The sequence below is a fragment of the Cypionkella psychrotolerans genome (assembly GCF_001294535.1).
Taxonomy (GTDB): domain Bacteria; phylum Pseudomonadota; class Alphaproteobacteria; order Rhodobacterales; family Rhodobacteraceae; genus Cypionkella; species Cypionkella psychrotolerans.
Genome location: NZ_LGIC01000031.1, coordinates 126076 through 150833, shown reverse-complemented (window position 1 = coordinate 150833; position 24758 = coordinate 126076). Strand labels below are relative to the sequence as shown.

The window sequence follows — 24758 nt, the reverse complement described above, 5'->3', positions numbered from 1 at the left end:
TAGCCGCTACTCAGATGTAGTGGTTCCACAAGTTCTCCAGCCGTTCTTGACGGCCCGAGCGCGGTTGCGGGTTGATGTTGTTCTTGATCACCGCCTCGGCGATCACTTCCAACGGCTGCGTCAGCATCGCCTTCGCCCCCTCACGCTCCCAGCCCGCATAGCGCGCGCGCCGCGCCGCTTCCAACGTGTCATCCTCCAGCAGATACGCCGCTGCTTTCAGCGCCCGCGCGCAGGTATCCATGCCGCCGACATGCGCGAGGATCAGATCCTCCGGGTCCAGCGACTGACGCCGCACCTTGGCGTCAAAGTTGGTGCCACCCGTGGTATAACCGCCCGCCCGCAGGATCTCATAGAACGCCACCGCCTTTTCGGCGTGGTTGTTCGGGAATTGGTCGGTGTCCCAGCCGGATTGGTAATCATTGCGATTCATGTCGATCGAGCCGAAAATCCCCAAGGCCGAGGCCAAGGCGATTTCATGTTCAAACGAGTGGCCCGCCAAAATCGCATGGCCCTGCTCGATGTTGACCTGAACCTCTTTCTCCAGCCCGAAATCCTTCAGGAATCCGTACACCGTCGCCACATCGTAATCATACTGATGCTTCGACGGCTCTTGCGGCTTCGGCTCGATCAGGATCGCGCCCTTGTAGCCGATCTTGTGCTTATACTCGACGACCGACTGCAGGAACCGGCCCGCATGGGCGCGCTCGGCTTTCAGATCGGTGTTCAGCAGCGTCTCGTAACCCTCACGCCCGCCCCACAGCACATAATTCGCGCCGCCGAGCTTATGCGTCGCGTCCAGACAGGATTTCACCGTGGCGGCAGCATAGGCGTAAACTTCCGGGTCCGGGTTGGTGGCAGCGCCCGACATCCAGCGCTTGTGGCTGAACATATTGGCGGTGCCCCAGAGCAACTTGGCCTTGTGGCTCGATTGCTTTTCTCCAAGATAATCCACGATTTCTTCAAGGTTGCGCAGGGATTCGGCGAAAGTCGCCCCCTCAGGTCGCGCATCGGCGTCGTGGAAGGCGTAGAACGGCGTGCCAAGAATATCGAACATCTCAAACGCCACATCGGCCTTCAGCTTGGCAAGCGCCATGGTGTCGCCGAACCACGGGCGATCGAAGGTCTGGCCGCCAAACGGGTCGCCGCCCGGCCATGCGAACGAATGCCAATAGGCGACGGCAAAGCGCAGATGATCCTCCATCCGCTTGCCCAGCAGCACCTCATCGGGGTCGTAATGCCGGAAAGCAAACTCGTTGGTCGAGCCTTCGCCCTCATACTTGATCTGCGGGATGTTCTTGAAAAAATCGGTCATGCGAGGCTCCTTATGGCGGTTTGTGCAGCACGATAGCGGGCGTGGCCCGCATCAAAGGCGTCTTTCAGTTTCGGATCGGGCAGGATTTCCCGCGCAATTTCGGGCAGGGTGGCGATTTCAGCTCCAGCTCCGGTCGCGGCCATCAGGCCAAGGCGGGCCGCGCCAAATGCTCCGCCAAAATCACCCGCAACTGGCAGGCTGACCGGGCAATCCAAAGCGGTGGCAATCGCGCGCAGCCAGTAGTCGGACCGCGAACCGCCGCCCACCGCCAGCAAATGCTCCAACTTCGTCCCCGTCGCGGCCAAAGCGTCGCGGCAATCGCGGAAGGCAAAGGTCACGCCCTCCAACACCGCGCGGGTGCCCGCTTGGCGGTCGGTGGCATGTTCCAAGCCGGTGAACGCGCCTCGGATTGAGGCGCTATTCAACGGCGTGCGCTCCCCCCCCAGATAGGGCAGGAACACCGTCTTACCCGGCGCTTGCAGCGGGCCGACTTCGCCCGTCAAGGTCGCGGCATCCGCCCCGACCAGTTTGGAATACCAGTTCAAAGCATCGGTCGCAGCCAGAACCACCCCCATCTGGTGCCAGGTGTTCGGCAGGGCGTGGCAGAACGTATGCACCGCCGTCGCAGGGTCGGGCTGATAGCCATCATTGGCGGCAAACAACACTCCGCTCGTGCCCAAAGACACAAACGCCTCGCCCGCCCGCACCACACCGACACCAACGCCCGAGGCCGCGTTATCACCACCACCCCCGGCCACGACCACGCCGGCAGGCATACCGAAACGATTGGCCAACGCACCTCGAAGCACCCCAGAAATCTCTGAGCCTTCCACCAAACGCGGCATCTGCGCGCGGGAAAGCCCGGTATCCGCCAGCAAAACGTCCGACCACGCGCGCTTGCCGGTATCCAGCCAAGCCGTACCAGCGGCGTCTGACATCTCAGACACATGCTCGCCCGTCAGCCACAGCCGCAGATAATCTTTCGGCAGCAGGATCTTGGCGACTTTAGCCCAGATCGCAGGCTCGTGCTTGCGCAGCCAATCGAGTTTCGGCGCGGTGAAGCCGGGGAACACGATATTACCGGACAGAGCGCGGAACTCTGGCTTGGCATCCAAGCTTGCCGCCTCAGCAAAGCTGCGGGTATCGTTCCACAGGATGCAGGGGCGCAGCACCGCATCTGATGCGTCCAGCAAGGTCGCGCCATGCATATGGCCGGAAAGCCCGATGCCCTTCACCGCCCCCAAGCCATGCTCGGCCAATTTGCCCAGCACCAGCTCCGCCGCTGCAATCCACGAGGTCGGGGCCTGCTCTGACCACCCCTCCGCCGGGCGCTCCACCGTCAAGGGGGCGGTGGCTTCGGCCAGCACTTGCTGGCTGTCATCCATCAAGATGCCCTTCAGACCCGAGGTGCCCAGATCGAGCCCGATATACATATGTGTCCCCTCCAGAACCGATCGCATCCAGCACTATTAGCGCTAACATGCCAGTTGTGAAAACGTTTACGCTATGCCGTTTCATCCTTCAACAGCAGGAATAAAGCCAAAGCGGTTAGAATGACACCGCCCAGCACATTTATCGGCGGTGCTGCGCGGCCAAGCGCGATTTCCCACAGGATCACCCAGCTTGGCACCAAATAGGTATAGGCCATCACCTTGGCCGAAGGCAGTCGCAGCGTGGCAAATTGCAGCAAAACAAAGGTCATCGCAGAGGCCGCGACCGATACATAAACCAAACAAATCCACACGATAGCGGGCAGGGCGGCCCAATCCGTCACCAGCACATCGCGCCAACCCCACAGGCACAGAATCACAAAGCCTGCCAGCATCATGCCGAAGGTGAACACCAATGCAGGCTCGCCCCGGTTCAGTTTTCGCACCATCGGCGCATAAAGCGCATGTGCAATGCAGCCGAAGAAATAGACCACCTCGCCGCGTCCAACCTCAAACCGCGCCAAAGCTGCCAGATCACCGCGAAAGATTACCCACAGCGCGCCAACAGCCCCGATCGCCAAGGCCAAACCCATCCGGACGGTGGTGATTTGCCCCAACAGCAGCCAGGCAAACCCTGCCGCCATCAACGGCGTCAGCGTGAACACCGCCGCCGTCGGCACGGCTTCCGCCGTCTGCAAGCCCCAGAACATCAGCACGAAATAACACGCGAGCAACCCGCCCAAGACGACATAACGCCACGGTGCCGCCCATGTCTTGCGCGGCACCCCCACGGTGAGAAATGCCGCCAGCCCCACCAGAGCCCCTGCCAAAGCAAACCGCGCCACCGTCAAGGCCGCGGGCGAGACATGCGGGGCCGCCATTGCCCCCAGACTAAAGCTGCCCGCGACCAGGGCTGAAAACGCCAACATCGCAACATGGCCACGTTGGGGTGGGCTTAATGTGGCCCAAAGCCTCAAGCGCTGCACCACGTTGCCGCCGATTGCCGCAAACAGCTCAGGAAGCTCTGCACCTTCAAGGTCCGGTGCAAATCCACATGCGTCACGATCCAGAGCGGCGAGTCCCATTCCGGGATCGGTGCCATCACCTCGACCAGATCGGGGTCCAGCCGCGCCTCATGCGCCCGCATGAACCCCAGCCCCATCCCCGCCTTCACCGCCGCTTCCGATGCCGCAGGCTCGTTGACGCGGAAGGTCAGCCGATCTTGCGACACTCGTTCCCGCAGCCAGCGATAGAACGGCGCGCGGTTATCAAGGTTATCAACGCCAACGAAACGGTGCAGCACCAGCTCGGCTTCGCCATTCGGCAGCCCATGCCGTGCTACATAGGCTTTCGAGGCATAAAGCCCGAACTGCATCTTCACCAAGGGCAGCGCGACATTGTCCGGCTCTTGCGGCGTCGCCCCCGCCCGGATCGCCACGTGCGCTTCGCCATAATCCAGCCGATACAGCCGCATATCGGTCAGAAACCGGATCACCACCGCCGGATGCGCCTCTTGGAAGGTCGCGAAAACCGGCGCCAGCAGATGTGCAATCCCGGTGATTGAGGTCACCACCAACTCGCCCGCCACGGTCTCGCCCTGACCCTTGATCCGGCTGGCCAGCTGACCAAACTGATCCTCGGTGGTTTGCGCCACCGATAACAAATCCCGCCCGGATTCCGTCGGCGTATAACCGCGCGCATGGCGCTGAAACAGCTTCGCCCCCAACCGCTTTTCCAGACTGTCGATATGCCGGATCACCGTGGCATGATGCACCCCCATCACCTCGGCCGCCCCAGAGACCGTGCCCATCCGCGCCACCTGAAACGCCGTCCTGATCTCGTCCCAGTTATCCATCGAGCAGATCCCCTGTGCATTTGCGCACATAAATCAGCAAAGGCTGCAGATAAAGCAAGGGGTTTGTCGGCTTAGACATAAGGCTTGCCCGAAGCGCTGCTTAGGCGGATGCTAAGGTCAGGGTGTTCAAGCCGCCAGAGGCCATCATGAAGCTTGTTTCCTCATCGCCGGATCGCTTGGTGCTGCGCAAAAGACCGGTGCTGATGGGCATCGGGATCGCCGCTGCCATGCTGCTGTTCGCGGCGATCTGGCTGGCCAAATTCTTCTCAAACGATCACAGCGATCTGACCGTCCTCGCGCTGCTGTTTGGCCTGTTCGGCGTGGTGTTCATCGTCTTCGTGCGGCAAGAGGTGGCGGTGTTCGACCGCCCCAGCAATTCGCTGACCCTGCGCAGCATCGGTGTCTTAGGTGCCCGCGAGCAAAGCCGTCCCTTGGCCGAGGTGACCAAGGCGGTGTTGGAAACCAGCGCCAATGACGGCGACAGCAGGGCCGGGCCAAGTCACCGCGCCGTGCTGAGCTTCACCTCTGGCCCACCACTCCCCCTATCCGCAATCTTCCGCTCGGGATCAGAAGCAAAGACAGCGGTGCAACAAATCAACACTTGGTTGAACCAAAAGACCGGGCAGACCCAAAAGCGTCCGAAAAAACGCTGATCACCCAGCCCTGCTTGACTCTGCCCCCCCAACCGCGTATCGCCCGAACCAATTCCCCCGGAGGCAACCGCTTCCGGTCCCTTGGCTTATGCCGGGATCGCCACCTGTCAGCGCGTTGCGCCCACAGGTGCTGTTTCGCATTGGCCTTGGGAAACCCGCCGTAGCGCCCCATATCGGGGTTTTGATCTAGGAGAGCGTGATGTTTGAAAGCCTGTCAGAACGCCTTGGTGGCGTGTTCGACCGCTTGACCAAGGCCGGCGCGCTCTCGGAAGCCGACGTTGACACCGCGCTACGCGAAGTCCGCACTGCCCTGCTGGATGCAGACGTGTCGCTGGAAGTCGCGCGCAATTTCGTCAAAGCCGTCAAAGTCCGCGCCATTGGCCAAGCTGTCACCAAGTCGATCACTCCCGGCCAGCAAGTCGTCAAGATCGTCCACGACGAACTCGTGCGCGTGCTGGCGGGCGATGATGAACCCGAAGCGCTGAAAATCGACAACCCGCCGTCCGCCATCCTGATGGTCGGTCTGCAAGGTTCGGGCAAGACCACCACCACCGCCAAGCTGGCCAAGCGCCTGAAAGAGCGCAACGGCAAGCGCGTGCTGTTGGCCTCGCTCGACACCAACCGCCCGGCGGCTATGGAGCAGTTGGCGATCCTCGCTGCGCAAGTCGGCGTCGACAGCCTGCCGATCGTCAAAGGCGAATCCGCCGTCCAGATCGCCAAACGCGCGAAAACCCAAGCCGCGATGGGGGGCTATGACGTGGTGTTCTTCGACACCGCTGGCCGTCTGCACATCGACGAAGTGCTGATGGCGGAAATCCAAGCCGTCCGCGACATCGCCCAGCCCCGCGAAACCCTGCTGGTGGTCGATGGTCTGACCGGGCAAGATGCGGTCAACGTAGCCTCGGAATTTGACGCCAAAGTCGGCATCTCGGGGGTTGTCCTCACCCGGATGGACGGCGACGGTCGCGGCGGTGCCGCGCTTTCGATGCGCGCTGTCACCGGCAAGCCGATCCGCTTTGTCGGTCTTGGCGAAAAGATGGATGCGCTGGAGACGTTCGAGGCTGAACGTGTTGCAGGCCGCATCCTTGGCATGGGCGACATTGTGGCGCTGGTCGAAAAGGCCCGCGAAACCTTTGAGGCCGAACAAGCCGAGCGGATGGCACGGCGCTTCGCCAAGGGTCTGTTCAACATGAACGACCTGAAAAGCCAACTTGAACAGATGCAGAAAATGGGCGGGATGCAGGGCGTGATGGGCATGATGCCCGGCATGGGCGGCATGGCCAAGAAAGCCGAAGCTGCGGGCTTTAACGACAAAATGCTGACCCATCAGATCGCCTTGGTCAATTCGATGACCAAGAAAGAGCGCGCCAACCCCGATCTGCTGGCCGCGTCGCGTAAAAAGCGCATTGCCGCCGGAGCAGGGCTTGAGGTGTCAGAAGTGAACAAGCTTCTGAAGCAGCACAAGCAAATGGCCGATATGATGAAGAAAATGGGCAAAGGTGGTGCCATGAAAAACGCCATCAAGCAGATGATTGGTGCCAAGGGCGGGATGCCCGATATGGCCAACATGTCGCCCGAAGCCATGGCCGAAGCCGCCAAAGGCATGAAACAAGGTCTCGGCATGGGCGGCGGATTCCCCGGTATGCCGCGCGGTCTGTCGCTGCCCTCCAGCCTTTCGGGATTGATGAAGAAGAAATGATCACCCGTCCGCAGCATATCGCCCACGCCACAGCGCCGGTCCTTGCGACCGAGCGTTTGCGTCTGCGTATGCCGCGTTTCGAAGATTTCGCGCACCGCCAAGCGTTCTACGCCTCCGACCGTGCGATCTGGGAAGGTGGGCCTTTTACTGCCGAGCAGGCGTGGCGGATTTTCGCATCCGAGGTAGGTCAATGGCCGCTGATGGGCTTTGGTCCGTTCTCGATGGATGATCGCGAGACCGGCGAATACCTTGGCGAAGTTGGCGTCTATCAACCGATGGGCTATCCCGAACCCGAACTCGGCTGGTATGTGGTCGATCACGCCGAAGGCCGTGGCCTTGCCGGCGAAGGCGCCCGCGCTGTGATGGTTTGGGCGCATGATACCTTTGGGTGGGATCATATCGACAACTACATCGACCCCGGCAACGCCCGGTCCATCGCGCTTGGCCTGCGCCTTGGCGGCGTGCAAACCGATGCCCCCGGCGCGGACGCCACCGATGTGGTGATCCGCCACGATCTGCGGAGACTGGTATGATCGAACTCACGGGCATCCCGGTGATCGAAACCGCAAACCTGCGCCTGCGTGGGCCGAAGTCGTCGGATTTTGAGGCGATGGCGGTTTTCCTCGCCTCGCCCCGCAGCGCCTATGTCGGTGGGCCCGTCAGCCGCGCGCAGGCTTGGCGCAGCTTTGGCCATCTAACCGGGCATTGGCTGCATCGTGGCTATTCGATGTTCATTCTGGCCGACAAAACCACCGACGCCGCCCTCGGTATGGCAGGCCCGTGGTTCCCCGAAGGCTGGCCAGAACCCGAACTCGGCTGGTCGATCTGGGCATCTGAGGCCGAAGGCAAAGGCCTGGCACACGAAGCCGCCCGCGCTGCCCGCCACTTTGCCTATGACAGCCTTGGCTGGAAAACCGCCATCAGCCTGATCGCCGATAATAACCTGCGCAGTCAGGCGCTGGCGCAGCGCATGGGCTGCACTCGCGACGGCGATTTCATCCACGAAACCTTCGGTGCCAGCCAAATCTGGCGTCACCCCGCCCCGGAGTCCCTACAATGACCGACGCCACCACCATCGCCGCCGAACTGTTGAAAGACCACCGCGAGAGCATCGACCGCCTCGATGCGATCCTCGTCTACACCCTTGCCGAACGCTTCAAGCGCACCCAAGCCGTGGGGCGTCTGAAAGCCGAACACGATCTTCCCCCGTCCGATCCCAGCCGCGAAGCGCGCCAGATCGAACGGCTGGAATGGCTTTCGAAAGAAGCCGACCTCGACCCCGAATTCGCCAAGAAATTCCTGACCTTCATCATCTCCGAAGTCATCAGGCATCACGAACAACTTCAGAAATAACCGCAGACACGCGGTTCCAACCAAACCTAAGGAGACTACACCATGTCCATGAAAATTCGCCTCGCCCGCGGTGGTTCGAAAAAGCGCCCGCACTATTCGATCGTCGCCACCGACAGCCGCAACCCGCGCGATGGCCGCTTCCTGGAAAAGCTGGGCACCTATAACCCGCTCTTGGCCAAAGACAGCGAAGAGCGCGTGAAAATGAATATGGAGCGCGTGCAATATTGGCTGAGCCAAGGCGCTCAGCCAACCGACCGTATCGCGCGTATGCTGGAAGCCGCTGGTGTGCTGGCGAAAAAGGTCCGCTCGAACCCGAAATCGGCCGTCCCAGGCAAACGTATGGCCGAACTGACCAAGAAGAAAGCCGCGCGCGCAGAAGCACCGGCAGCTGCTGAATAATCAGCTTGCTGATTCCTGAAAACTGCGGCTCCCATCCGGGGGCCGCATCTTAGCATCGGAGAGTCTCATGCCCAACCCAGACCACATCTGCGTCGGCGCCATCGCAGGCTCTTTCGGCGTGCAAGGCGAAGTGCGGCTGAAAAGCTTCTGCACCGACCCCGAAGCCATCGCGTCTTATGGCCCGCTTTACAGCGAAGACGGCCAAACCACCTACAAAATCAAACTGACCCGCCCCGTCGCAGGCGGTCTTGGCGCGCGCATCATAGGCGTGGAAACCAAAGAACAGGCCGATGCCCTGAAAGGCATAAGCCTATATGTTGACAAGAAAAAACTCCCCCACCTGCCCGATGATGAATTTTACCACGCCGATCTGATCGGCCTCGCCGCGTTCGACACTGGCGGCAAAGAACTTGGCCGCGTGCAAGCCGTACACAACCACGGCGCGGGCGATCTGTTGGAAATTGCAGGCCCCGGCCTGAAATCCGGCTTGCTGTTGCCCTTCACGCTCAAAGCAGTCCCCACGGTAGACCTCACCGCTGGCCGCATCATCGTCGATCCGCCAGAAGGTCTTGATTAAAAACCGCTTTAGGGCAAGCGACGTGTGATCAAATCAAAAACTGCTAGACTAAAATCCGCCGCCACGCCACTCTGCGCAGGGCTGTAAGGGGGCGTGATGCACAACCGTATGCGATGGCTGATGGGCGCAACCGCTCTGCTTTACATCGGGCCGCTGATGGCGGGCTTGGGCGGCTATGGCTGGCCCTTGGTGCCAGTCTTCACCCTGCTGTTCGTACTCTGGCAATTCATCATTCGCCCGCAAAACTGGCCGCGCCAGTTCCACGACTGGACCCAGTATCAGGCTTGGGCCACCCTGTTCAGCAACGCCGCCATCCAACTGCTGTTCGTGGCCCTGCTGTTCGGTGTCGGTCGCGGCATCGGCGGAGCCTTGGGTTTCGTGCCACCCTATTCCGAAATGCTGCCCGTCGCGATTTCCTTCCTGTCGATCCCTCTGGCCCGGATGATCTGGGACCCGTGGAAGATCAATGAAACCAACGCATTTCTCGATCACGCCATTGATCAAGTCGCCCATCCGGGCAATCCGGTGGAACGCAGCGAGTTGAACACCGCGCGCCGCATGATCGCTCCCTTGGCCGATCTGCCCGATGACACCACCCCTGCCACCGTGGCCCAACACCTGCTGGCGCTATCTGCCCATGCCGACCCCGCTTTTATCCGCACCGCTTTGTTTGAACGCGCCCGTACAGGTGCCGCCCGCGCCGAAATCATCGCCCTGATCCTGCACAGCACCGATCCGGCCCTGATCACCGATGTGCACGGCGACGGTCCAACGCTGGCACTGGCTCTGCTGCCCGAAGACCCCGAGTTGATCGGCCTGTTCGCCACCCGCCTCCGCGCTGCCATGCCGCAAGACCCGGATATCTGGGGCAAGTCCCCCAGCTCCGATCTGCTGGCGGAATGGCTGGCGAAATACCTCAATTCCGCCGCCGAAACCCCGTTGCGCGATCTGATCGCCGCGACAAATGCCGCCCAACCCGAGGATGGTTTGGCCTAGCAGGGGTGCCCGCGACAGGCTAAAAGCCAGTATGACCGACACACCCGACACGCCCGCCAGTGACACCCCACCCAGCAAATCGCATGGCCGCATTTCGATCCGCGCCAGCCTGAAGCCGCGCGATTTGATGGAGGAGCCTTTGCACGTCAAAGATGCATGGCGCGCCAAAATCATCACCCTGATGCCCGATGCCTTCCCCGGCATTTTGGGGATTTCGCTGACCGGCAAAGCGCTGGATTTGGGGTTGTGGGCGCTCGACGTGATCAACCTGCGCAGCTTCGGGCAGGGCAAGCACCTGAACGTTGATGACACGCCCGCAGGCGGCGGCGCGGGCATGGTTTTGCGCGCCGATGTGCTGGACGCGGCCCTAACCGATGCGGCCCAGCACACCCCGCGCGACCGCAATCGCTGGCCGGTGATCTACCTTTCCCCACGCGGCAAGCCGTTCAACCAAGCCATGGCCCGCCGCTTTGCCGCCTGCGATGGCGTCACGCTGCTCTGCGGTCGCTTTGAAGGCGTCGATCAGCGCCTGCTCGATCACCACGACATCGAAGAAGTCTCCCTTGGCGACTTCGTGCTGACCGGGGGCGAGATCGCGGCCACCGCCCTGATCGACGCCACCGTGCGCCTGCTGCCGAAAGTGCTGGGAAATCAAGAGTCGACGGTAGAGGAATCCTTTTCCGACGGCCTGCTGGAACACCCGCAATACACCCGCCCCGCCATCTGGAATGATCTGCCGATCCCCGAAGTGCTACAATCCGGCAACCACGCCGCCATCGCCAAATGGCGCCAAGCGCAGGCCGAGGAGATCACCAAGACCCGGCGGCCTGATCTGTGGCAGGCTTATTTGCGGCGGAAAGCCTAGTGGATCGGTTGTACGCTCCGCGGGGAGTATTTCAAAAAGAGCAAATTCCTTGGGTCATCCTCTCTGCTCAAATAACCCCGCCGGAGGCTTCGCGATTTCCGCACTCCAACCGTTAACAAATCCTTATCAACCCAATGCTAACCCATTGATTTTACATACACGCCACCCTTGTCCACGCGTGGACACCCAAGGCCTCTTGACCCATCCCCCCACAAACCCTATACGCCCGTAGTCCGGGGTCAAAAGCCTATCGGGCCCGATTCCTTTTGGCCGCAATGCTTGCCTTCTTCCGCAAGTTTGGCCCGAAATTCGGACTTCAAAAGCTAGCCGCATCTCTGGCGGGGTCACAAAATTCTGTGGCGACCCGATCGAAGACCAGAAGCTCTACGGCTGCATCACGTCGGGGAAAACCCTGCAAACAAAGGAACTGCGATGAATTTGATCGCCATCATTGAAGCCGAGCAGATCGCTGCGCTCGGCAAGAAAATCCCGGATTTCAAAGCCGGTGATACCGTGAAAGTCGGCTATAAAGTGACCGAAGGCACCCGCTCGCGCGTGCAGAACTACGAAGGCGTCTGCATCGCCCGTAAAGGCGGCTCGACCATCGCAGCTTCGTTCACCGTCCGCAAAATCTCGTTTGGTGAGGGCGTGGAACGTGTGTTCCCGCTGTATTCGACCAACATCGACAGCATCGAGGTGGTCCGTCGTGGCCGCGTGCGCCGCGCCAAGCTGTATTATCTGCGCGATCGTCGCGGCAAATCGGCCCGGATCGTCGAAGACACCAATTACAAACCCAAAGCCGAGTAAGGAGCAGAGCGATGAAAGACGGAATTCACCCCGACTATCACACCATCACCGTCAAAATGACCGATGGCACCCTGTTCCAAGCCAAAACCACTTGGGGCAAAGAAGGCGACCAAATGGCGCTGGACATCGACCCGCTGGCACACCCGGCTTGGACCGGTGGCTCGGCCAAACTGATGGACACCGGTGGCCGCGTGTCGAAGTTCAAGAACAAATACGCCGGTCTGGGTTTCTGATCCCACACCGCTGCACAGATTGGGGCGTCTCTGCGGAGGCGCCCTTTTTCATTTGATGCTCCAAGATTTCGCCGCAATTTTGCGGTAAGGGGGCAGCATGTCTCGCGTTTTAGCCGCCTTGTTGTTATGCGCCACGCCCTGCGTCGCAAAAGCAGACGCGTTTCAGCGTCTGCCCGGACTATATGGCGATCCGCACCCTGTGATGGAAAGCTGCGAATGGACGCGGCAACGGTTGACCCTCTCGCAAGATAGCCAGCGCGGTGCGATTGAGGTGTTGGTCCTCGATGTGGATGGGCAATATTTTGTTGGCTCGGATATCGCGTTCACTATCCGGCGGACGACGCCGGATGGGGCTGAAATCGAGTTCGATGATGACGATGGCCGCACCCCCAGCGGCGCGCTTGTGGTCTGGGAGTTGCGCCTCCTGATCAACCCCGACCGCTATTGCTGGCACCGCACCGACTGGCCTGCCAATCAGTGCATCAACATGGTGCAGCGCTGCGAAGGACCTGAGCCGATTTCATAAGCAACTTCCCGCTTCCCCTTTCCGCCGCTATCCGTATAGGAAGCCTGATAGACCAAAGGGGACAAGCGGCATGGCGCATATTATCGTTGTCGGCAATGAAAAGGGCGGCTCGGGTAAATCGACCACCTGTATGCATGTCGCAACCGCATTGTGCCGGATGGGGCATCGGGTTGGGGCTTTGGACCTTGATCTGCGGCAGAAATCCTTCGGTCGCTATGTCGAGAACCGCCGCGCCTTCCTTGCCCGCGCGGGTCTTGACCTGCCCACCCCCGATTATCGCGATCTGCCCGAGATTGAGGCCGGATCGCTGGCGCAAGGCGAGAACGCTTTTGACGCGCGGCTGTCAGCGGCGGTGGCGCAACTCGAAGCAGTGTCCGATTTCATCCTGATCGACTGCCCCGGCAGCCACACCCGGCTGTCTCAGGTGGCGCACTCTCTCGCCGATACGCTGATCACGCCTTTGAACGATAGTTTTATCGACTTCGATCTGCTCGCCCGCGTCGATGCCGAAACTGGCAAAGTCAAAGGCCCCTCAATCTATTCTGAAATGGTCTGGAATGCGCGGCAGTTGCGCGCACAGGCGGGCCTGAAGCCCATCGACTGGATCGTGCTGCGCAATCGGTTGGGCGCTCAACAGATGCACAACAAGAAGAAGGTCGGGGCTGCTCTGGAGGAACTTTCCAAGCGCATCGGCTTCCGCGTCTCGCCCGGTTTTTCCGAGCGGGTGATCTTCCGCGAACTGTTCCCGCGCGGTCTGACCCTGCTGGATCTCAAAGATACCGGGGTGGATCAGCTGAACCTGTCCAACATCGCAGCCCGGCAAGAACTGCGCGACCTGATGAAAGAGCTTAAGCTTCCAGGGGTGACAGTCTCGTTCTGAACAGCATCGGCTGGGCTTCACGCCGCGCCTCACGGGTGCGGGTGCGTTCTAACCGCATCTCGAACATGTCAGGACCAGCTTCGGCCTTGCGGGCGAACAGGCCAAAGCGGGCGAACAGGGCGTATCCGAATTTCATGGTGGTCTCCTGCGGCTTTCGTTTCGATGGGCCCAATCTGGAGTTGAATCGCGGCGGGAAAATGTCCGACTAGCGTTAGTTTCGGGCCGTTTTTACAACGAGGGAAACAGTGGGTTTCTTTTCCGGACTTGGCGCGCCTCGGTTTATGCGTGCCGTAAACATCAGATTGCGCGGCGAAAGCCAGCGTAGTGCCGACGTCATGCCGCGCGTCAAAAGGGGGTATCGCAGACATTCCAACGTAAAATCAAAATATTAACCCTGCGTCTCGGCTTCGGCATCCGCTTCCGCCAATTCGCCCTCCAAAAACCGCTCGAAGGCGTCCAGATCAACCGGCTCGAATTGCCCGAAGCCCTGCATCCACACCGATGCATTGCGCATCGCGTCCGGCTCTAGCTTGCACCAGATCACCCGCCCACGTTTTTCGCGGCTGATCAATCCAGCTTCTGTCAGAATACCCAGATGCTTGGAAATCGCAGTCAGACTCATCTGAAACGGCTCAGCCACATCGGTGACGGCCATATCATCTTCCAGCAGCATAGCCAAAATCGTCCGCCGCGTCGGGTCGGCAAGGGCTGAGAAAACGGTATCAAGATTGGCGGCCATGACACGACTATCACAAGGCCTCACAGGATCGTCAACCAAATGGTTGAATATGCAAGGCGCTGCAATCGCAGATAAATCGTAGACTAGGTTTTCAACGCGGTGCTGTAATATGAAGTAAAATCAAATGGTTAAGCCGCACTTTCCCCGCTTGACTCACAGCCCCCCAATCCGTAGGTATCCCCCAACCCTCTGGAGGCTTTTGCCGTGGTATCCGACGCAGATCGTGAGCGCCTTGCCGCCCTCGAAAAGCGGATTGAAACCGCCAAAGCCGCCGCCGCGCCCCGGCGCTCTGCGCAAGAGGATAACCATCGTCAGGCCCAGTTGGCATGGCGCATGGTGATAGAACTTGTGGCCGGTCTTCTGATCGGTTTCGGCATCGGATACGGACTGGATACCTTGTTTGGGACCATGCCGATATTCCTCGTGCTGTTCGTGTTGGCGGGGTTTGCGGCAGGGGTCAAAACCATGCTGCGCTCGGCAAAAGAGATGCAGGATAAAGCGACCGCTGCGGCGGTTGACCCGCAACAAAACGCCACTCCGGTGGCCGACGATGAAGAGGAAGACTGACGTGGCAGCCGAAGCGCAAGAAGGTGGTTTGTCGTTCCATCCGCTCCAGCAGTTTGAGGTTCATCCGCTGTTTGGCGATGGCCCGATCCACTGGTACACCGTCACCAACGCGACCGTCTGGCTGCTGTTGGCCGCTGTAGCCGTGGTGATTTTCTTCGTTGTGGGCTCGGCTGGTCGCAAGCTGATCCCGTCGCGGATGCAGTCGGTGGGCGAGCTCGGCTATGATTTTGTGCATAACATGGTCGTCGATGTGACTGGTCAAGATGGTGCGAAATACTTCCCGATGGTGATGACCCTGTTCCTGACCATCGTGTTCTCGAACCTGCTCGGCCTGCTGCCCGGGTCGTTCTCACCAACCTCGCATATCGCGGTCACGGCAATCATGGGCGTGGGCGTGTTCCTGTTCGTCACCCTGCTGGGCTTCTGGAAGCACGGCTTCCACTTCCTTGGCCTGTTCTGGATGAAAGACGCGCCGCTGATCCTGCGCCCGATCATCGCGGTGATCGAGTTGATTTCCTACTTCGTGCGCCCAGTCAGCCATTCCATTCGTTTGGCGGGCAACATCATGGCAGGCCACGCAGTTATGAAAGTGTTCGCCGCCTTTGCGCCGATGATCCTGATTTCAGGGATTGGCGTGCTGGTGACCCCGGTGTCGGTTCTGGCGATCACCGCAATCTACGCGCTGGAGGTTCTTGTGGCCTTCATCCAAGCCTATGTCTTTACCATCCTGACCTGCGTTTACCTGAAAGATGCGCTGCATCCGGGCCACTAACCCCGAACTTAACGCTATGTCGTAACCTAATCTAACCTATTCCATCGTAAGGAGAATATCATGGATCTCGCAACCGCAGCCGCACTCGGCAAATTCATCGGCGCTGGTCTGGCCGCTATCGGTTCCGGCGCTGCCGCAATCGGCGTTGGCAATGTTGCTGGCAACTTCCTGGCGGGCGCTCTGCGCAACCCTTCGGCAGCTGGCTCGCAAACCGCGACCCTGTTCATCGGTCTGGCCTTCGCAGAAGCTTTGGGGATCTTCTCGTTCCTCGTCGCTCTGCTGTTGATGTTCGCAGTCTGATCTGACGCTCGCATCCTTACGGTCAGGGGTGCCGCCATTGCGCGGCGCCCTTGAACTTCAAAAAGGGTCCGACGGAGGGCAAAATGGCGACCACGACCACGACCACTGAAGCCGCAACGGAAGTTGCGCACGAGGCCGCTAAGGCAGGTATGCCGCAGCTGGACCCGACCCATTTCGTAAACCAGATCTTCTGGCTTGTCGTCACCCTGCTGGTGATCTTCTTCGTGCTGAAGCTGGTGGCTTTGCCACGCATCGGCGGCACTTTGGCCACCCGGCGCGGCACGATCATCAACGATCTTGCGGCAGCCGAAGAGTTGAAGCAGAAGGCTGTTGCAGCCGAGAAGGCCTATAACGATGCGTTGGTTTCGGCCCGCACCGAAGCAGGCAAAATCGTCACGGCAGCCAAGGCCGAGATTCAGGCTGACCTGAACAAAGCCATCACGAAGGCCGATGCCCAGATCGCGGCGAAAGCCACAGAATCGGCGGGCCGGATTGATGAAATCCGGGCTGGCGCGCAAGCAGCCATCACGGAAGTGGCAAAAGACACCGCCAAAGAACTGGTGGCAGCTTTGGGCGGCACGGCGGATGCCCGGTCGATCACAGCGGCAGTCACTGCTCGGCTGAAAGGGTAACGCGATGAAAAAGATCTTTTACATCATCGCGTTGCTTGGCGTTGTCGCGGTTCTGACCGGCAATAACCATGGCGAACCACTGGTCAGTCTGCGCAACACCAACTTCGTGGTGTTGCTGGCCTTCCTGATCTTCGTGGGCATCCTGCTGTACACCGGGGTTCCGGCCAAACTGGCCACCGCGCTGGATGCGCGGGCAACCCGCATCAAGGCTGAGTTGGACGAGGCGCGCGCCCTGCGTGACGAAGCCAAGGCGCTGCTAGCGTCCTACGATGCCAAGCACAAAGAGGTGCAGGAGCAATCCGCCCGCATCATCGCCTCCGCCAAAGAAGAAGCTGAGGCAGCTGCCAAGCAAGCCAAGGCTGATCTGAAAGACTCGATCGCGCGCCGTCTGGTAGCGGCAGAGGAGCAGATCGCTTCGGCAGAAGCTTCGGCTTTGCGCCAAATCCGTGAAAGCGCGATTTCGGTGGCGGTGGCTGCGGCGGGCGAAGTTCTGGCCAAGCAGGCAACTGCGGAAACTGCCTCGGCTTCGATTGACGCGGCGATTGCCACGGTTGACGCTAAGTTCCACTAAGCATCTGGAAGTATTGGGAAAGCCCGGTCTTTGCGCCGGGCTTTTTCATTTCTACCGACCTATTTCGACTGCTCATGCTGCAAGCGCTGACGGGCAATCGCCTCATTCCGGTTGGCTTTGATCTGATCGGCCATCGCAGCCTCAACAAAGCCCAGATGTGTCGCCACCGCCTCGCGCGCTACCATTGGGTCACGGGCCTGAATGGCCGTGTTGATCGCACGGTGTTGATCCAACAGGTGATCACGGGTCAGCCGATTTTTGAACATCACCTGACGGTTGTAGAACACACCCTGCCGCAGCAAATCATACATCGATCGCATCATATGCAGCATCACCACGTTATGGCTGGCCTCGATGATTGCCATGTGAAAATTCGCGTCTAACTCTGCTTCATCCGACGGGTCGCGCTTGGCGTGGGCTGCCTCCATCTTGGCGAAAATCGCGGCGATCACCGCCAAATCGGTGTCTGACCCCAGTCGCGCTGCACGCTCTGCCGCTAACCCCTCCATGTCACGGCGAAAGTCGAGGTAATCGAACACCGCTTCCTCATGCGCGGAAAACAAGCCAACGAGTGCTGGCGAGAAGGCTGACCCCAAAACTTCGGCCACAAAAATACCAGCATTGGGGCGACTGGAGAGCAACCCCCGCGCCTGCAAATCCGCCACGGCTTCCCGCAAACTGGGCCGTGAGACGCCCATGCGTTCAGACAATTCTCGCTCGGACGGTAGACGCTCGCCAGGGCGCAAGATACCACGCAGGATCAACAGTTCGATCTGCTGCACCACCGATTGCGACAGTTTCTCCGCGTCGATTTTGAGGAAGGGCATGAATGGCTCCAGCTGATTGGTGCAAATATATGACCAATCCGGCTGCGTCTCAATCACAAAGGCCGCAATGACAAAGGGCCGAGGTTTTCCCCGGCCCTTTGCGCCATAATCCGAAGCTTACTTGGTCGGACGAATGATGATTTCGACGCGACGGTTTTGCGCGCGGCCCGATGCCGACAGGTTCGAGGCAATCGGTTGATCTTCGCCACGGCCATAGGCGGCGACGCGACGCGCAGGCACACCCGAACCGATCAGCACATTGGCCACAGCCGAGGCGCGACGCTGCGACAGGTCTTGGTTATACGCCGCCGATGCGGTGTTGTCGGTGTGACCGATCACTTCGATGGTTGAATTCGGATAACGGTTCAGCGACGAAGCCACGGCGCGCAGGTCCGAAGTAAGGTCAGGGCGCAAGGTGGCGCTGTCGCTGGCGAACAGCACGTCTTGCGGCATGTTTACAACCAGATACTGGCCGTTGTTGGTGACCGAAACGTTGGAAGAAAGCGAACCGCGCAGGTCAGCCGCTTGCGCGTCCAAGCTGGAACCAATCGCACCACCAACGGCCGCACCCAAAGCGCCACCGATCACAGCTTTCGCTAGACGGTCGTCGCCTTTGCTGGTGCCGCCCGCGACAGCGCCCAACAGGCCGCCAACGATCGCGCCGTTTTTCGCGCGGGCATTTGGGTCATTTGGATAAGCATCAGGATTGACGCAGGCGGTCAGCGCCAACAGCGCGACGGTGGATATGATAACCGGGGATTTGAACTTCATAGCTGCCTCTAATCTGCTGGGTGGGCCGCTTCGGCCTCAATCCCGTGTATACAGCAACGCGGATCGGGGGGCATGGTTCCCGCGCGTCACTGGCAATTTATCGCGCAAATGTGAAACAATGGCGTAAGGGCGAGATCAGACCCTTGCATCCTCACGCGCGGATTCCCATGCAAGGATCGCGCGTTTGACCGGAAGGCCCCAATGATAGCCGCCCAAGCCGCCCGATTTTCGCAAAGCACGGTGGCAGGGCACCAGAAAGCTGATTGGATTGCGCCCAACAGCCGTACCCACCGCCCGCTGCGCCGTCGGGTGGCCGACAGCCCCCGCCAGTTCGGAATAGGTGGTGACATGGCCTGAGGGCACCTGCAACAAAGCCTCCCACACCTTCAGTTGGAAGGGTGCGCCGATGAGATGCAGGCGAGCCGCGCGGCCCGCCATGGCCTCGTTGACCAGCGGCGCAATGCTTTGATCCTCGATATAGCTCGCCTGCGGCCAGCGGGCAGTCAGATCATTCATTGACCAATCGCGGCCAAATTCCTCGGTAAATCCAAGGCCGCAGATGCCGCGATCCGTGGCCATCACCAAAGCCTCGCCGAACGGAGTCTGGAAATATCCCCAGCGGATCAGCAGACCCGCACCCCCGGTGGCGTAATCGCCGGGGCTCATCGCCTCCCATGTCAGGAACAGATCATGCAGGCGACCGCCCCCAGAAAGGCCTGCCGCATGGGCGGTTTCCAGCACGGTGAAGCGGTCGGCGAGTAGGCGGCGGGCATGGTCCAGCGTCAGATATTGTTGGTAGCGTTTCGGGCTGACACCGACCCATTGCGAAAACGTGCGCTGAAAATGTGCAGCACTCATGCCCATCTGGGCGGCGAGATCATCAAGGCTTTGCCCGGGACCGCCCGCGTCAATGATCTTCAAGGCGCGGGCAATGACGGCGTAGTGATAGCTGGATTGATCGGTCATAACTGTCTCCTTGCACCCAAGATAAGGCCACGGTGAGGTATTCGCGACCCGATTCCTGCGCTTATGCTTGCTCGGCTGTTTGGCATCGGGCATATCGGGGCGATGACACGCCAGCTTGATTACCCCGCCATGCAGCGCATTTTCGCCCGGTTCCAAGCCTTGGAGGCCGAGCCGAAGGGGGAATTGGAGCATACCAACGCCTTTACCCTTGTCGTAGCCGTGGCCTTGTCGGCACAGGCGACCGATGTGGGGGTGAACAAGGCTACCCGAAAGCTGTTTGCCATTGCTGACACGCCTGCCAAAATGCTGGCTTTAGGCGAAGACGGCGTGATCGAACATATCAAGACCATTGGGCTGTATCGCAACAAAGCGAAGAACGTGATCAAGCTTTCGCAGCTTTTGATCGACAATTTTGGTGGCGAAGTGCCCTCTAGCCGCGCCGCGTTGATGTCTTTGCCGGGGGTGGGGCGCAAAACCGCCAACGTGGTGTTGAACATGTGGTTCGGCCAGCCCTCGCAAGCGGTGGACACGCATATCTTCCGGCTGGGCAACCGATCCGGCATTGCTCCGGGGAAAGATGAGACCGCAGTCGAGCGCGCGATTGAAGACAACGTCCCTGCCGAATTTCAGCGCCACGCGCATCACTGGCTAATCTTGCACGGGCGGTATATCTGCATCGCGCGCAAACCCAAATGCGGCATCTGCCCGATTGCTGATGACTGCCTGTTCGAGGAAAAGACCCTATGAAACGCTATCAGGTTGTCGGCATCGGCAATGCTATTGTGGATGTGTTCGCGCAGGCGGACGACAGTTTTCTTGAGATGATGGGCATCGAAAAGGGTATCATGCAACTGGTCGAGCGCGAGCGCGGCGAGCTTTTGTATGCGGCAATGGCAGGACGGGTGCAGGCGCCGGGTGGGTCTGTGGCCAATACTTTGGCGGGTCTGGGCAATCTGGGGCTGACCACGGCGTTCATTGGGCGGGTGCATGATGATGCTTTGGGACGGTTTTATGCGACTTCGATGGCCGAGGGAGGCACGGATTTTGTCAATGCTCCGGTGGCGGGGGGGGAGTTGCCGACCTCACGTTCGATGATTTTTGTGGCGCCGGATGGGGAGCGGTCAATGAACACCTATCTGGGGATTTCCTCGGAACTCGGGCCAGAGGATGTCTCGGATGAGGTCGCGGGGGACGCGGCGGTGCTGTTCCTTGAAGGCTATCTTTACGACAAGCCGAAGGGGATGCAGGCGTTTGAGCGGGCGGCGAAGCTGTGTCAAGCGGCGGGGGGGCAGGCGGGGATTGCGCTATCGGACCCGTTCTGTGTCGATCGGCATCGGGGAGATTTCCGCCGGTTGGTCAAGGATCTGGATTATGTGATCGGCAACGAGCATGAGTGGTCGAGCCTGTATCAGACCGATCTGGACGCGGCCTTGAAGTTGGCGGCTGGGGATGCCGGGCTGGTGGTTTGCACGCGGTCGGGGGACGAGGTGATCGTCATTCGGGGCGAGGAGCGGGCCGTGGTTCCGGTGCGCCGGGTGGTGCCGGTTGATGCGACCGGGGCGGGCGATCAGTTCGCCGCTGGGTTCTTGTATGGGATCGCGACGGGGCGGTCTTTGGAAGTTGCGGGGCGGATGGGTTGCGTCGCGGCAGCGGAGGTGATCGGGCATTTCGGGGCGCGACCGGAGGCGAATTTGGCGGATTTGTTTGCGGGTGAAGGGCTGATTTAGGGTGGTCCCGACTCGGGACCAAATTTATATGATACTTATCAATGGGTTGATGTGCTCAATTTAAGGTTTTGTTAACTTTTGCCCCCGGTCTGACCTAAGAAGCTCCGCAGGGAGTATTTGGGCCAAGATGAAGCTGTGAAGGCTTCGTTTTGGGCCTGATATTCAATTGGGCTTGAGATTTTCGCTGTGGGTTGCGGGAGGCGGTGGATTCGGGCATGACCTAAGGCAACACTGTTGGATATGAGGCGACACTATGGATTACGGCAAATCGGGCAATCCCAAGGGCGACAAGAACGTGCCGAAGCACCGGGTTGGCAAGGGACTCGGCGCTGAGAAATCTGCGACCGGCGGCAAGGCCAGCAAGGAAGAACTGGTGGCGCGGATGAAGGCGGCCGCGGCGGCGAAGGCGGCTGAGGCGAAATGACGAAGGACGGCTGTCCTTTTTTGACTGAAGCTTTTCAGGTAAATTTCCAGCCCGGAAACAAGGCGCTTTAGCGCCGCTGGGCAGCGCCCAACCGCCCCCTCGGGCGGGTGCTTTGAGCTGTACCGCTTAGAACTTCTGTGGGATTGGTTGCTCTATAAATCGCCTAGAATGACTGTTGCTCGCCCACCCGGCCGCCGCGAGCGGCCCTCTGTGTGGTGGGATCGAAGGGCGTTTTACCGCACCGCCTCCAACCCCGCATCTTTCAGCGTGCAATCCTTGATCGTGTCCGCACCGCAGCGACGTGGTTCCAAGTCTTTCGTCAGGCAAATCCGCAGTTCTTGGATCATGCCTTGGGTGCAGGTGACGGTCATCTGATCGCGGGCGATCTGGGGATTGGCTTCGGCGAAGGCGTCTTCGATCACTGAGGCGGGGACGTGCAAGTCTTTGCTGATTTTGGCGAAGATTGGTGGGATCACCACGGTTTTGTAGGCTTTGCGCATGGTGGAATAGTAGGATTTGGCGGAGAGGCCGGAGCAGCGGCCGTGTTTTTTCCATTCGTAGAACGCGAGGCCCGCGCCGCCCATGATGTCGGCCATCTGGGCGGAATCGTTGCGGTTGGGGTCGTTCTGGACAGTGCGGCAGTCGGAGGGATAGCCGGACTCAAATTGCGGCCAGAGCCCATGCAGGGTCCATGTCAGGCCGCGCCCGGCGTCGCATTGCGGGTCGCTTCGGTCGTCGCCTGTGAGGGCGCACCAGTTGGAGGACCAGCCCAGCGACATGACGTAATAGTCGAAATCGCCTGCTTTCTCGCCTTGGGCTTGCGCCATTCCAGCGCAACAAATCGCCGCGATCACTAAGGCCAGTTGACGCATTACCACTTTCCCTTTGTCGAAAACCGCAGTATATGGGCGAAGATTTCCCTGAAAACGAAAACTTCGCGGCCTCGGTCGCAGCCGTTTTCCCGGCTCGGGGAAGATTTGTAAAGGCCCGCCTGTCTGCGTGGGCAAACGCTGAGGAGATTTCCGATGTCGAAGCCTTTGATGTCCAAAGCGACCGCCGTTTGGCTGGTGGACAACACCACGCTGACCTTCCGCCAGGTGGCAGAGTTTTGCGGGATGCATGAATTGGAAGTGCAGGGCATTGCCGATGGCGATGTGGCGACCGGGGTGAAGGGGTTCGATCCGGTTGGCAACAACCAGTTGGACGCGATCGAGATTGAGCGGGGCCAGAAGGATCCGCTGTATAAGCTGAAGCTGAAGTTTAATGCCTCGGCTGTTGGTGAAGAAAAACGCCGTGGGCCGCGCTATACGCCGCTCTCAAAGCGGCAGGACCGTCCGGCCTCGATCCTGTGGCTGGTGAAGTTCCACCCGGAATTGTCGGATGGCGCGATTGGCAAGCTGGTCGGCACCACGAAGCCTACGATTGCGGCGATCCGTGAGCGGACGCATTGGAACATCAACAACATCACTGCGATTGATCCGGTGGCACTGGGGCTGTGCAAGCAGTCTGAATTGGATGCCGCCGTGCAGATTGCGGTGCGCAAGAAGGCGGCGGAAGGCTCGGTGATGAGCGATGACGAACGGCGCAAGCTGGTGTCAACCGAGCAGTCGCTGGGGATGGATACTGAGGCGAAAATGCCTTCCGGTCTGGCGCAGTTCACCCGCGAGGAGCAGGAAGAAAAGCCAGCTGATTTCTCGGATGCCGATAGCTTCTTCAATCTGCCGCATGGCGATGATGATGACGAGGATGAAGACGACGATGTGCGTCGTTGATCTTTAGGTGATTAAAAACCCCGGTCCTTGTGGCCGGGGTTTTTGTTTGGGCTAGTGCGCCATCAGCACCGGGATTTCGGCACGTTCCAGCATGTAGCGGGTGGTGCCGCCCAAGATCGCCTCGCGCAGCCGCGAATGGCCGTAGGCGCCCATCACCAGCATATCGGCGTTTTGGTCGATGGCGTGGCGGGTCAGCACGTCGCAGGTTTGCGGCAGGGTGCGGGCGAGGACTGAAACCTCGGCATGGACGCCGTGGCGGGTCAAAAGCTGGCAGAGCATGCCACCGGGATCGGAGCGTTCCTCGCCTTGCGTCGGCGGGTCGATCACCGTGATGTTGACGCTGTCGGCGCATTTCAGGAAGGGCAAGGCGCGCCGGGCGGCGACCATGGCCTCGGCGCTTTGGTTCCAAGCCAACACGATGCGTTTGGGCTGGGTGTATTTGCCTAAACCCGCGGCGGGCAGCACTAGAACCGGGGCTTTGCCGTCAAACAGCGCGGCTTCGACCACGGCCTCGGCGTCAGAGGTGGCACCGGGACCGTAAGGGCGCGGCTGCACCACCAGATCGGCAAAGCGGGCGCGGCTGGAGACCAGATCGGTCAGCGCGCCAAGTTGGGTGATCACGGTTTCCAGACTGAAGCGCAGATCGGGGCCTTCGGCGGCGAGAGCGGCGCGGGCTTCAACTTCCAGCGCTTTGGCGTCGGCCTCGGCGCGGTCAATACCGACCTGCATCAGAACTGCCCCGGTGCCAATGTAGGAATAGCCCATCTGGGTGCGATCCACGCCCAGCACCAGCACATCAAGATGAGCGTCCTGCGCGCGGGCCAGCCTTGCTGCGGCGCTGATCGCCAGTTTGGCGTCGGTGGGGTTGGTCAGCACGGTCAGAATCGTTTTGTAGTCCATCACACGGTCTCCCCTTTGGGTGGTGTCATGGCGCGACTATGCCTTGCGGCACAGCGCACCGCCTTGACCTCGATCAACTTTAGATGGGGGTTTGTTGATATGGATCAAGGCCCACATCGGTCCGGACTGCCAGAAGCGGATCAGTCAAAAGCGTTGGCCGTGGTCTGAGTCTGGCTCTAAAAGCCGGATAAAGCAGCGGACCGGA

Annotated in this window: 33 protein-coding genes; 22 read left to right on the top strand and 11 right to left on the bottom strand. The window is 60.2% G+C overall.

Annotation, left to right across the window (positions count from 1 at the left end):
• Nucleotides 1-10: 10 nt before the first annotated feature.
• From xylA to AKV04_RS05840, 4 genes are all read right to left on the bottom strand, one after another.
• The gene (gene xylA, locus AKV04_RS05855) at nucleotides 11-1312 is read right to left on the bottom strand and encodes a xylose isomerase (protein ID WP_054005508.1); all 1302 of its coding nucleotides are present in this window, start codon (nucleotides 1310-1312) and stop codon (nucleotides 11-13) included.
• Nucleotides 1309-2745, bottom strand: a complete 1437-nt coding sequence (xylB, locus tag AKV04_RS05850) for a xylulokinase (RefSeq protein WP_054005507.1) — start codon at nucleotides 2743-2745, stop codon at nucleotides 1309-1311. Before xylB ends, xylA begins: the two co-directional genes overlap by 4 nt.
• Nucleotides 2746-2816: 71 nt before the next feature.
• On the bottom strand, nucleotides 2817-3719 hold the full coding sequence (locus AKV04_RS05845) for a DMT family transporter (protein WP_268871780.1): 903 nt from the start codon (nucleotides 3717-3719) through the stop codon (nucleotides 2817-2819).
• Entirely contained in the window at nucleotides 3716-4597 is an 882-nt protein-coding gene (locus AKV04_RS05840) for a LysR family transcriptional regulator (protein WP_054005505.1), read from the bottom strand. The genes AKV04_RS05845 and AKV04_RS05840 overlap by 4 nt, the downstream gene beginning before the upstream one ends.
• Nucleotides 4598-4743: 146 nt before the next feature.
• Between AKV04_RS05840 and AKV04_RS05835 the strand changes: the two genes are divergently transcribed.
• The 13 genes from AKV04_RS05835 (at nucleotide 4744) to AKV04_RS05775 (ending at nucleotide 13585) form a co-directional block, all read left to right on the top strand.
• Entirely contained in the window at nucleotides 4744-5250 is a 507-nt protein-coding gene (locus AKV04_RS05835) for a hypothetical protein (protein WP_156317393.1), read from the top strand.
• A gap of 199 nt (nucleotides 5251-5449) precedes the next feature.
• On the top strand, nucleotides 5450-6949 hold the full coding sequence (ffh, locus tag AKV04_RS05830) for a signal recognition particle protein (RefSeq protein ID WP_054005503.1): 1500 nt from the start codon (nucleotides 5450-5452) through the stop codon (nucleotides 6947-6949).
• Nucleotides 6946-7482 (top strand): GNAT family N-acetyltransferase, encoded by a 537-nt coding sequence (locus AKV04_RS05825; RefSeq protein WP_054005502.1) that lies wholly within the window; start codon nucleotides 6946-6948, stop codon nucleotides 7480-7482. Before ffh ends, AKV04_RS05825 begins: the two co-directional genes overlap by 4 nt.
• Nucleotides 7479-8009 carry a GNAT family N-acetyltransferase gene (locus AKV04_RS05820; RefSeq protein ID WP_054005501.1) on the top strand — a complete coding sequence of 177 codons (531 nt, stop codon included), beginning with the start codon at nucleotides 7479-7481 and terminating at the stop codon, nucleotides 8007-8009. The genes AKV04_RS05825 and AKV04_RS05820 overlap by 4 nt, the downstream gene beginning before the upstream one ends.
• Complete coding sequence (locus AKV04_RS05815; protein ID WP_054005500.1) at nucleotides 8006-8302, top strand: chorismate mutase; 297 nt, start codon at nucleotides 8006-8008, stop codon at nucleotides 8300-8302. Before AKV04_RS05820 ends, AKV04_RS05815 begins: the two co-directional genes overlap by 4 nt.
• Before the next feature lie 42 nt (nucleotides 8303-8344).
• Nucleotides 8345-8701, top strand: a complete 357-nt coding sequence (rpsP, locus tag AKV04_RS05810; protein ID WP_054005499.1) for a 30S ribosomal protein S16 — start codon at nucleotides 8345-8347, stop codon at nucleotides 8699-8701.
• Nucleotides 8702-8768: 67 nt separating this feature from the next.
• Nucleotides 8769-9278: a ribosome maturation factor RimM gene (gene rimM, locus AKV04_RS05805; RefSeq protein ID WP_054005498.1), complete on the top strand. Its 510-nt coding sequence runs from the start codon at nucleotides 8769-8771 to the stop codon at nucleotides 9276-9278.
• A gap of 96 nt (nucleotides 9279-9374) precedes the next feature.
• Nucleotides 9375-10274: a hypothetical protein gene (locus AKV04_RS05800; RefSeq protein WP_054005497.1), complete on the top strand. Its 900-nt coding sequence runs from the start codon at nucleotides 9375-9377 to the stop codon at nucleotides 10272-10274.
• A gap of 31 nt (nucleotides 10275-10305) precedes the next feature.
• Complete coding sequence (gene trmD / locus AKV04_RS05795; protein WP_054005496.1) at nucleotides 10306-11139, top strand: tRNA (guanosine(37)-N1)-methyltransferase TrmD; 834 nt, start codon at nucleotides 10306-10308, stop codon at nucleotides 11137-11139.
• Between the two features lie 432 nt (nucleotides 11140-11571).
• Nucleotides 11572-11946, top strand: a complete 375-nt coding sequence (rplS, locus tag AKV04_RS05790) for a 50S ribosomal protein L19 (protein ID WP_054005495.1) — start codon at nucleotides 11572-11574, stop codon at nucleotides 11944-11946.
• An 11-nt stretch (nucleotides 11947-11957) separates the two neighbouring features.
• Nucleotides 11958-12179 (top strand): 50S ribosomal protein L31, encoded by a 222-nt coding sequence (rpmE, locus tag AKV04_RS05785; protein ID WP_054005494.1) that lies wholly within the window; start codon nucleotides 11958-11960, stop codon nucleotides 12177-12179.
• Between the two features lie 97 nt (nucleotides 12180-12276).
• Entirely contained in the window at nucleotides 12277-12705 is a 429-nt protein-coding gene (locus tag AKV04_RS05780; protein WP_156317392.1) for a hypothetical protein, read from the top strand.
• A gap of 70 nt (nucleotides 12706-12775) precedes the next feature.
• Nucleotides 12776-13585 (top strand): division plane positioning ATPase MipZ, encoded by an 810-nt coding sequence (locus AKV04_RS05775; RefSeq protein ID WP_054005492.1) that lies wholly within the window; start codon nucleotides 12776-12778, stop codon nucleotides 13583-13585.
• Here AKV04_RS05775 and AKV04_RS26070 read toward each other — a convergent pair.
• The gene (locus AKV04_RS26070) at nucleotides 13554-13721 is read right to left on the bottom strand and encodes a hypothetical protein (RefSeq protein ID WP_156317391.1); all 168 of its coding nucleotides are present in this window, start codon (nucleotides 13719-13721) and stop codon (nucleotides 13554-13556) included. The genes AKV04_RS05775 and AKV04_RS26070 overlap by 32 nt on opposite strands.
• A 252-nt stretch (nucleotides 13722-13973) precedes the next feature.
• Nucleotides 13974-14324 (bottom strand): ArsR/SmtB family transcription factor, encoded by a 351-nt coding sequence (locus tag AKV04_RS05770; RefSeq protein ID WP_054005491.1) that lies wholly within the window; start codon nucleotides 14322-14324, stop codon nucleotides 13974-13976.
• 204 nt (nucleotides 14325-14528) lie between these two features.
• Here AKV04_RS05770 and AKV04_RS05765 point away from each other — a divergent pair, with 204 nt between their 5' ends.
• From AKV04_RS05765 to AKV04_RS05745, 5 genes are all read left to right on the top strand, one after another.
• On the top strand, nucleotides 14529-14891 hold the full coding sequence (locus AKV04_RS05765) for an AtpZ/AtpI family protein (RefSeq protein ID WP_054005490.1): 363 nt from the start codon (nucleotides 14529-14531) through the stop codon (nucleotides 14889-14891).
• Between the two features lies 1 nt (nucleotide 14892).
• Nucleotides 14893-15663 carry a F0F1 ATP synthase subunit A gene (locus AKV04_RS05760; protein ID WP_407638404.1) on the top strand — a complete coding sequence of 257 codons (771 nt, stop codon included), beginning with the start codon at nucleotides 14893-14895 and terminating at the stop codon, nucleotides 15661-15663.
• 60 nt (nucleotides 15664-15723) lie between these two features.
• On the top strand, nucleotides 15724-15963 hold the full coding sequence (locus AKV04_RS05755; protein WP_054005488.1) for a F0F1 ATP synthase subunit C: 240 nt from the start codon (nucleotides 15724-15726) through the stop codon (nucleotides 15961-15963).
• An 83-nt stretch (nucleotides 15964-16046) separates the two neighbouring features.
• Nucleotides 16047-16595 (top strand): F0F1 ATP synthase subunit B', encoded by a 549-nt coding sequence (locus AKV04_RS05750; protein ID WP_054005487.1) that lies wholly within the window; start codon nucleotides 16047-16049, stop codon nucleotides 16593-16595.
• A gap of 4 nt (nucleotides 16596-16599) precedes the next feature.
• Nucleotides 16600-17166, top strand: coding sequence for a F0F1 ATP synthase subunit B family protein (locus AKV04_RS05745; protein ID WP_054005486.1), 567 nt, complete (start codon nucleotides 16600-16602; stop codon nucleotides 17164-17166).
• 59 nt (nucleotides 17167-17225) lie between these two features.
• On the opposite strand, the gene AKV04_RS05740 is transcribed toward AKV04_RS05745, so the two are convergent.
• The 3 genes from AKV04_RS05740 to AKV04_RS05730 form a co-directional block, all read right to left on the bottom strand.
• Nucleotides 17226-17993: a FadR/GntR family transcriptional regulator gene (locus AKV04_RS05740; protein ID WP_054005600.1), complete on the bottom strand. Its 768-nt coding sequence runs from the start codon at nucleotides 17991-17993 to the stop codon at nucleotides 17226-17228.
• A gap of 117 nt (nucleotides 17994-18110) precedes the next feature.
• Complete coding sequence (locus AKV04_RS05735; RefSeq protein WP_054005485.1) at nucleotides 18111-18764, bottom strand: OmpA family protein; 654 nt, start codon at nucleotides 18762-18764, stop codon at nucleotides 18111-18113.
• A gap of 135 nt (nucleotides 18765-18899) precedes the next feature.
• A complete protein-coding gene (locus AKV04_RS05730) occupies nucleotides 18900-19730 on the bottom strand; it encodes a methylated-DNA--[protein]-cysteine S-methyltransferase (RefSeq protein ID WP_054005484.1) in 831 nt (276 codons plus the stop codon).
• 102 nt (nucleotides 19731-19832) lie between these two features.
• Between AKV04_RS05730 and nth the strand changes: the two genes are divergently transcribed.
• The 3 genes from nth to AKV04_RS26630 all read left to right on the top strand — a co-directional run bounded on the left by nth (nucleotide 19833) and on the right by AKV04_RS26630 (nucleotide 21881).
• Nucleotides 19833-20477 carry an endonuclease III gene (nth, locus tag AKV04_RS05725; protein WP_054005599.1) on the top strand — a complete coding sequence of 215 codons (645 nt, stop codon included), beginning with the start codon at nucleotides 19833-19835 and terminating at the stop codon, nucleotides 20475-20477.
• Complete coding sequence (locus AKV04_RS05720; RefSeq protein WP_054005483.1) at nucleotides 20474-21457, top strand: adenosine kinase; 984 nt, start codon at nucleotides 20474-20476, stop codon at nucleotides 21455-21457. Before nth ends, AKV04_RS05720 begins: the two co-directional genes overlap by 4 nt.
• A gap of 253 nt (nucleotides 21458-21710) precedes the next feature.
• The gene (locus AKV04_RS26630) at nucleotides 21711-21881 is read left to right on the top strand and encodes a hypothetical protein (protein ID WP_202905572.1); all 171 of its coding nucleotides are present in this window, start codon (nucleotides 21711-21713) and stop codon (nucleotides 21879-21881) included.
• Nucleotides 21882-22114: 233 nt separating this feature from the next.
• On the opposite strand, the gene AKV04_RS05715 is transcribed toward AKV04_RS26630, so the two are convergent.
• Nucleotides 22115-22753, bottom strand: a complete 639-nt coding sequence (locus tag AKV04_RS05715; protein ID WP_054005482.1) for a ribonuclease T2 family protein — start codon at nucleotides 22751-22753, stop codon at nucleotides 22115-22117.
• Nucleotides 22754-22906: 153 nt separating this feature from the next.
• Between AKV04_RS05715 and AKV04_RS05710 the strand changes: the two genes are divergently transcribed.
• On the top strand, nucleotides 22907-23653 hold the full coding sequence (locus AKV04_RS05710) for a DUF1013 domain-containing protein (RefSeq protein WP_054005481.1): 747 nt from the start codon (nucleotides 22907-22909) through the stop codon (nucleotides 23651-23653).
• 51 nt (nucleotides 23654-23704) lie between these two features.
• Here AKV04_RS05710 and AKV04_RS05705 read toward each other — a convergent pair whose 3' ends face one another.
• A complete protein-coding gene (locus AKV04_RS05705; RefSeq protein ID WP_054005480.1) occupies nucleotides 23705-24553 on the bottom strand; it encodes a universal stress protein in 849 nt (282 codons plus the stop codon).
• Nucleotides 24554-24758: the final 205 nt, after the last annotated feature.

Excerpts from the sequence above, each read along its gene's own strand:
- rpsP (WP_054005499.1), top strand. The coding sequence starts at position 8,345 with ATGTCCATGAAAATTCGCCTCGCCCGCGGTGGTTCGAAAAAGCGCCCG.
- xylB (WP_054005507.1), bottom strand. The coding sequence starts at position 2,745 with ATGTATATCGGGCTCGATCTGGGCACCTCGGGTCTGAAGGGCATCTTG.
- AKV04_RS05800 (WP_054005497.1), top strand. The coding sequence starts at position 9,375 with ATGCACAACCGTATGCGATGGCTGATGGGCGCAACCGCTCTGCTTTAC.
- AKV04_RS05835 (WP_156317393.1), top strand. The coding sequence starts at position 4,744 with ATGAAGCTTGTTTCCTCATCGCCGGATCGCTTGGTGCTGCGCAAAAGA.
- AKV04_RS05705 (WP_054005480.1), bottom strand. The coding sequence starts at position 24,553 with ATGGACTACAAAACGATTCTGACCGTGCTGACCAACCCCACCGACGCC.
- trmD (WP_054005496.1), top strand. The coding sequence starts at position 10,306 with ATGACCGACACACCCGACACGCCCGCCAGTGACACCCCACCCAGCAAA.
- AKV04_RS05735 (WP_054005485.1), bottom strand. The coding sequence starts at position 18,764 with ATGAAGTTCAAATCCCCGGTTATCATATCCACCGTCGCGCTGTTGGCG.
- xylA (WP_054005508.1), bottom strand. The coding sequence starts at position 1,312 with ATGACCGATTTTTTCAAGAACATCCCGCAGATCAAGTATGAGGGCGAA.
- AKV04_RS05780 (WP_156317392.1), top strand. The coding sequence starts at position 12,277 with ATGTCTCGCGTTTTAGCCGCCTTGTTGTTATGCGCCACGCCCTGCGTC.
- AKV04_RS05715 (WP_054005482.1), bottom strand. The coding sequence starts at position 22,753 with ATGCGTCAACTGGCCTTAGTGATCGCGGCGATTTGTTGCGCTGGAATG.
- AKV04_RS05710 (WP_054005481.1), top strand. The coding sequence starts at position 22,907 with ATGTCGAAGCCTTTGATGTCCAAAGCGACCGCCGTTTGGCTGGTGGAC.
- AKV04_RS05815 (WP_054005500.1), top strand. The coding sequence starts at position 8,006 with ATGACCGACGCCACCACCATCGCCGCCGAACTGTTGAAAGACCACCGC.
- AKV04_RS05770 (WP_054005491.1), bottom strand. The coding sequence starts at position 14,324 with ATGGCCGCCAATCTTGATACCGTTTTCTCAGCCCTTGCCGACCCGACG.
- AKV04_RS05755 (WP_054005488.1), top strand. The coding sequence starts at position 15,724 with ATGGATCTCGCAACCGCAGCCGCACTCGGCAAATTCATCGGCGCTGGT.
- AKV04_RS05840 (WP_054005505.1), bottom strand. The coding sequence starts at position 4,597 with ATGGATAACTGGGACGAGATCAGGACGGCGTTTCAGGTGGCGCGGATG.
- AKV04_RS05740 (WP_054005600.1), bottom strand. The coding sequence starts at position 17,993 with ATGCCCTTCCTCAAAATCGACGCGGAGAAACTGTCGCAATCGGTGGTG.
- AKV04_RS05750 (WP_054005487.1), top strand. The coding sequence starts at position 16,047 with ATGGCGACCACGACCACGACCACTGAAGCCGCAACGGAAGTTGCGCAC.
- ffh (WP_054005503.1), top strand. The coding sequence starts at position 5,450 with ATGTTTGAAAGCCTGTCAGAACGCCTTGGTGGCGTGTTCGACCGCTTG.
- nth (WP_054005599.1), top strand. The coding sequence starts at position 19,833 with ATGACACGCCAGCTTGATTACCCCGCCATGCAGCGCATTTTCGCCCGG.
- AKV04_RS05775 (WP_054005492.1), top strand. The coding sequence starts at position 12,776 with ATGGCGCATATTATCGTTGTCGGCAATGAAAAGGGCGGCTCGGGTAAA.
- rimM (WP_054005498.1), top strand. The coding sequence starts at position 8,769 with ATGCCCAACCCAGACCACATCTGCGTCGGCGCCATCGCAGGCTCTTTC.
- rplS (WP_054005495.1), top strand. The coding sequence starts at position 11,572 with ATGAATTTGATCGCCATCATTGAAGCCGAGCAGATCGCTGCGCTCGGC.
- AKV04_RS05820 (WP_054005501.1), top strand. The coding sequence starts at position 7,479 with ATGATCGAACTCACGGGCATCCCGGTGATCGAAACCGCAAACCTGCGC.
- AKV04_RS05745 (WP_054005486.1), top strand. The coding sequence starts at position 16,600 with ATGAAAAAGATCTTTTACATCATCGCGTTGCTTGGCGTTGTCGCGGTT.
- AKV04_RS26630 (WP_202905572.1), top strand. The coding sequence starts at position 21,711 with ATGGATTACGGCAAATCGGGCAATCCCAAGGGCGACAAGAACGTGCCG.
- rpmE (WP_054005494.1), top strand. The coding sequence starts at position 11,958 with ATGAAAGACGGAATTCACCCCGACTATCACACCATCACCGTCAAAATG.
- AKV04_RS26070 (WP_156317391.1), bottom strand. The coding sequence starts at position 13,721 with ATGAAATTCGGATACGCCCTGTTCGCCCGCTTTGGCCTGTTCGCCCGC.
- AKV04_RS05720 (WP_054005483.1), top strand. The coding sequence starts at position 20,474 with ATGAAACGCTATCAGGTTGTCGGCATCGGCAATGCTATTGTGGATGTG.
- AKV04_RS05730 (WP_054005484.1), bottom strand. The coding sequence starts at position 19,730 with ATGACCGATCAATCCAGCTATCACTACGCCGTCATTGCCCGCGCCTTG.
- AKV04_RS05825 (WP_054005502.1), top strand. The coding sequence starts at position 6,946 with ATGATCACCCGTCCGCAGCATATCGCCCACGCCACAGCGCCGGTCCTT.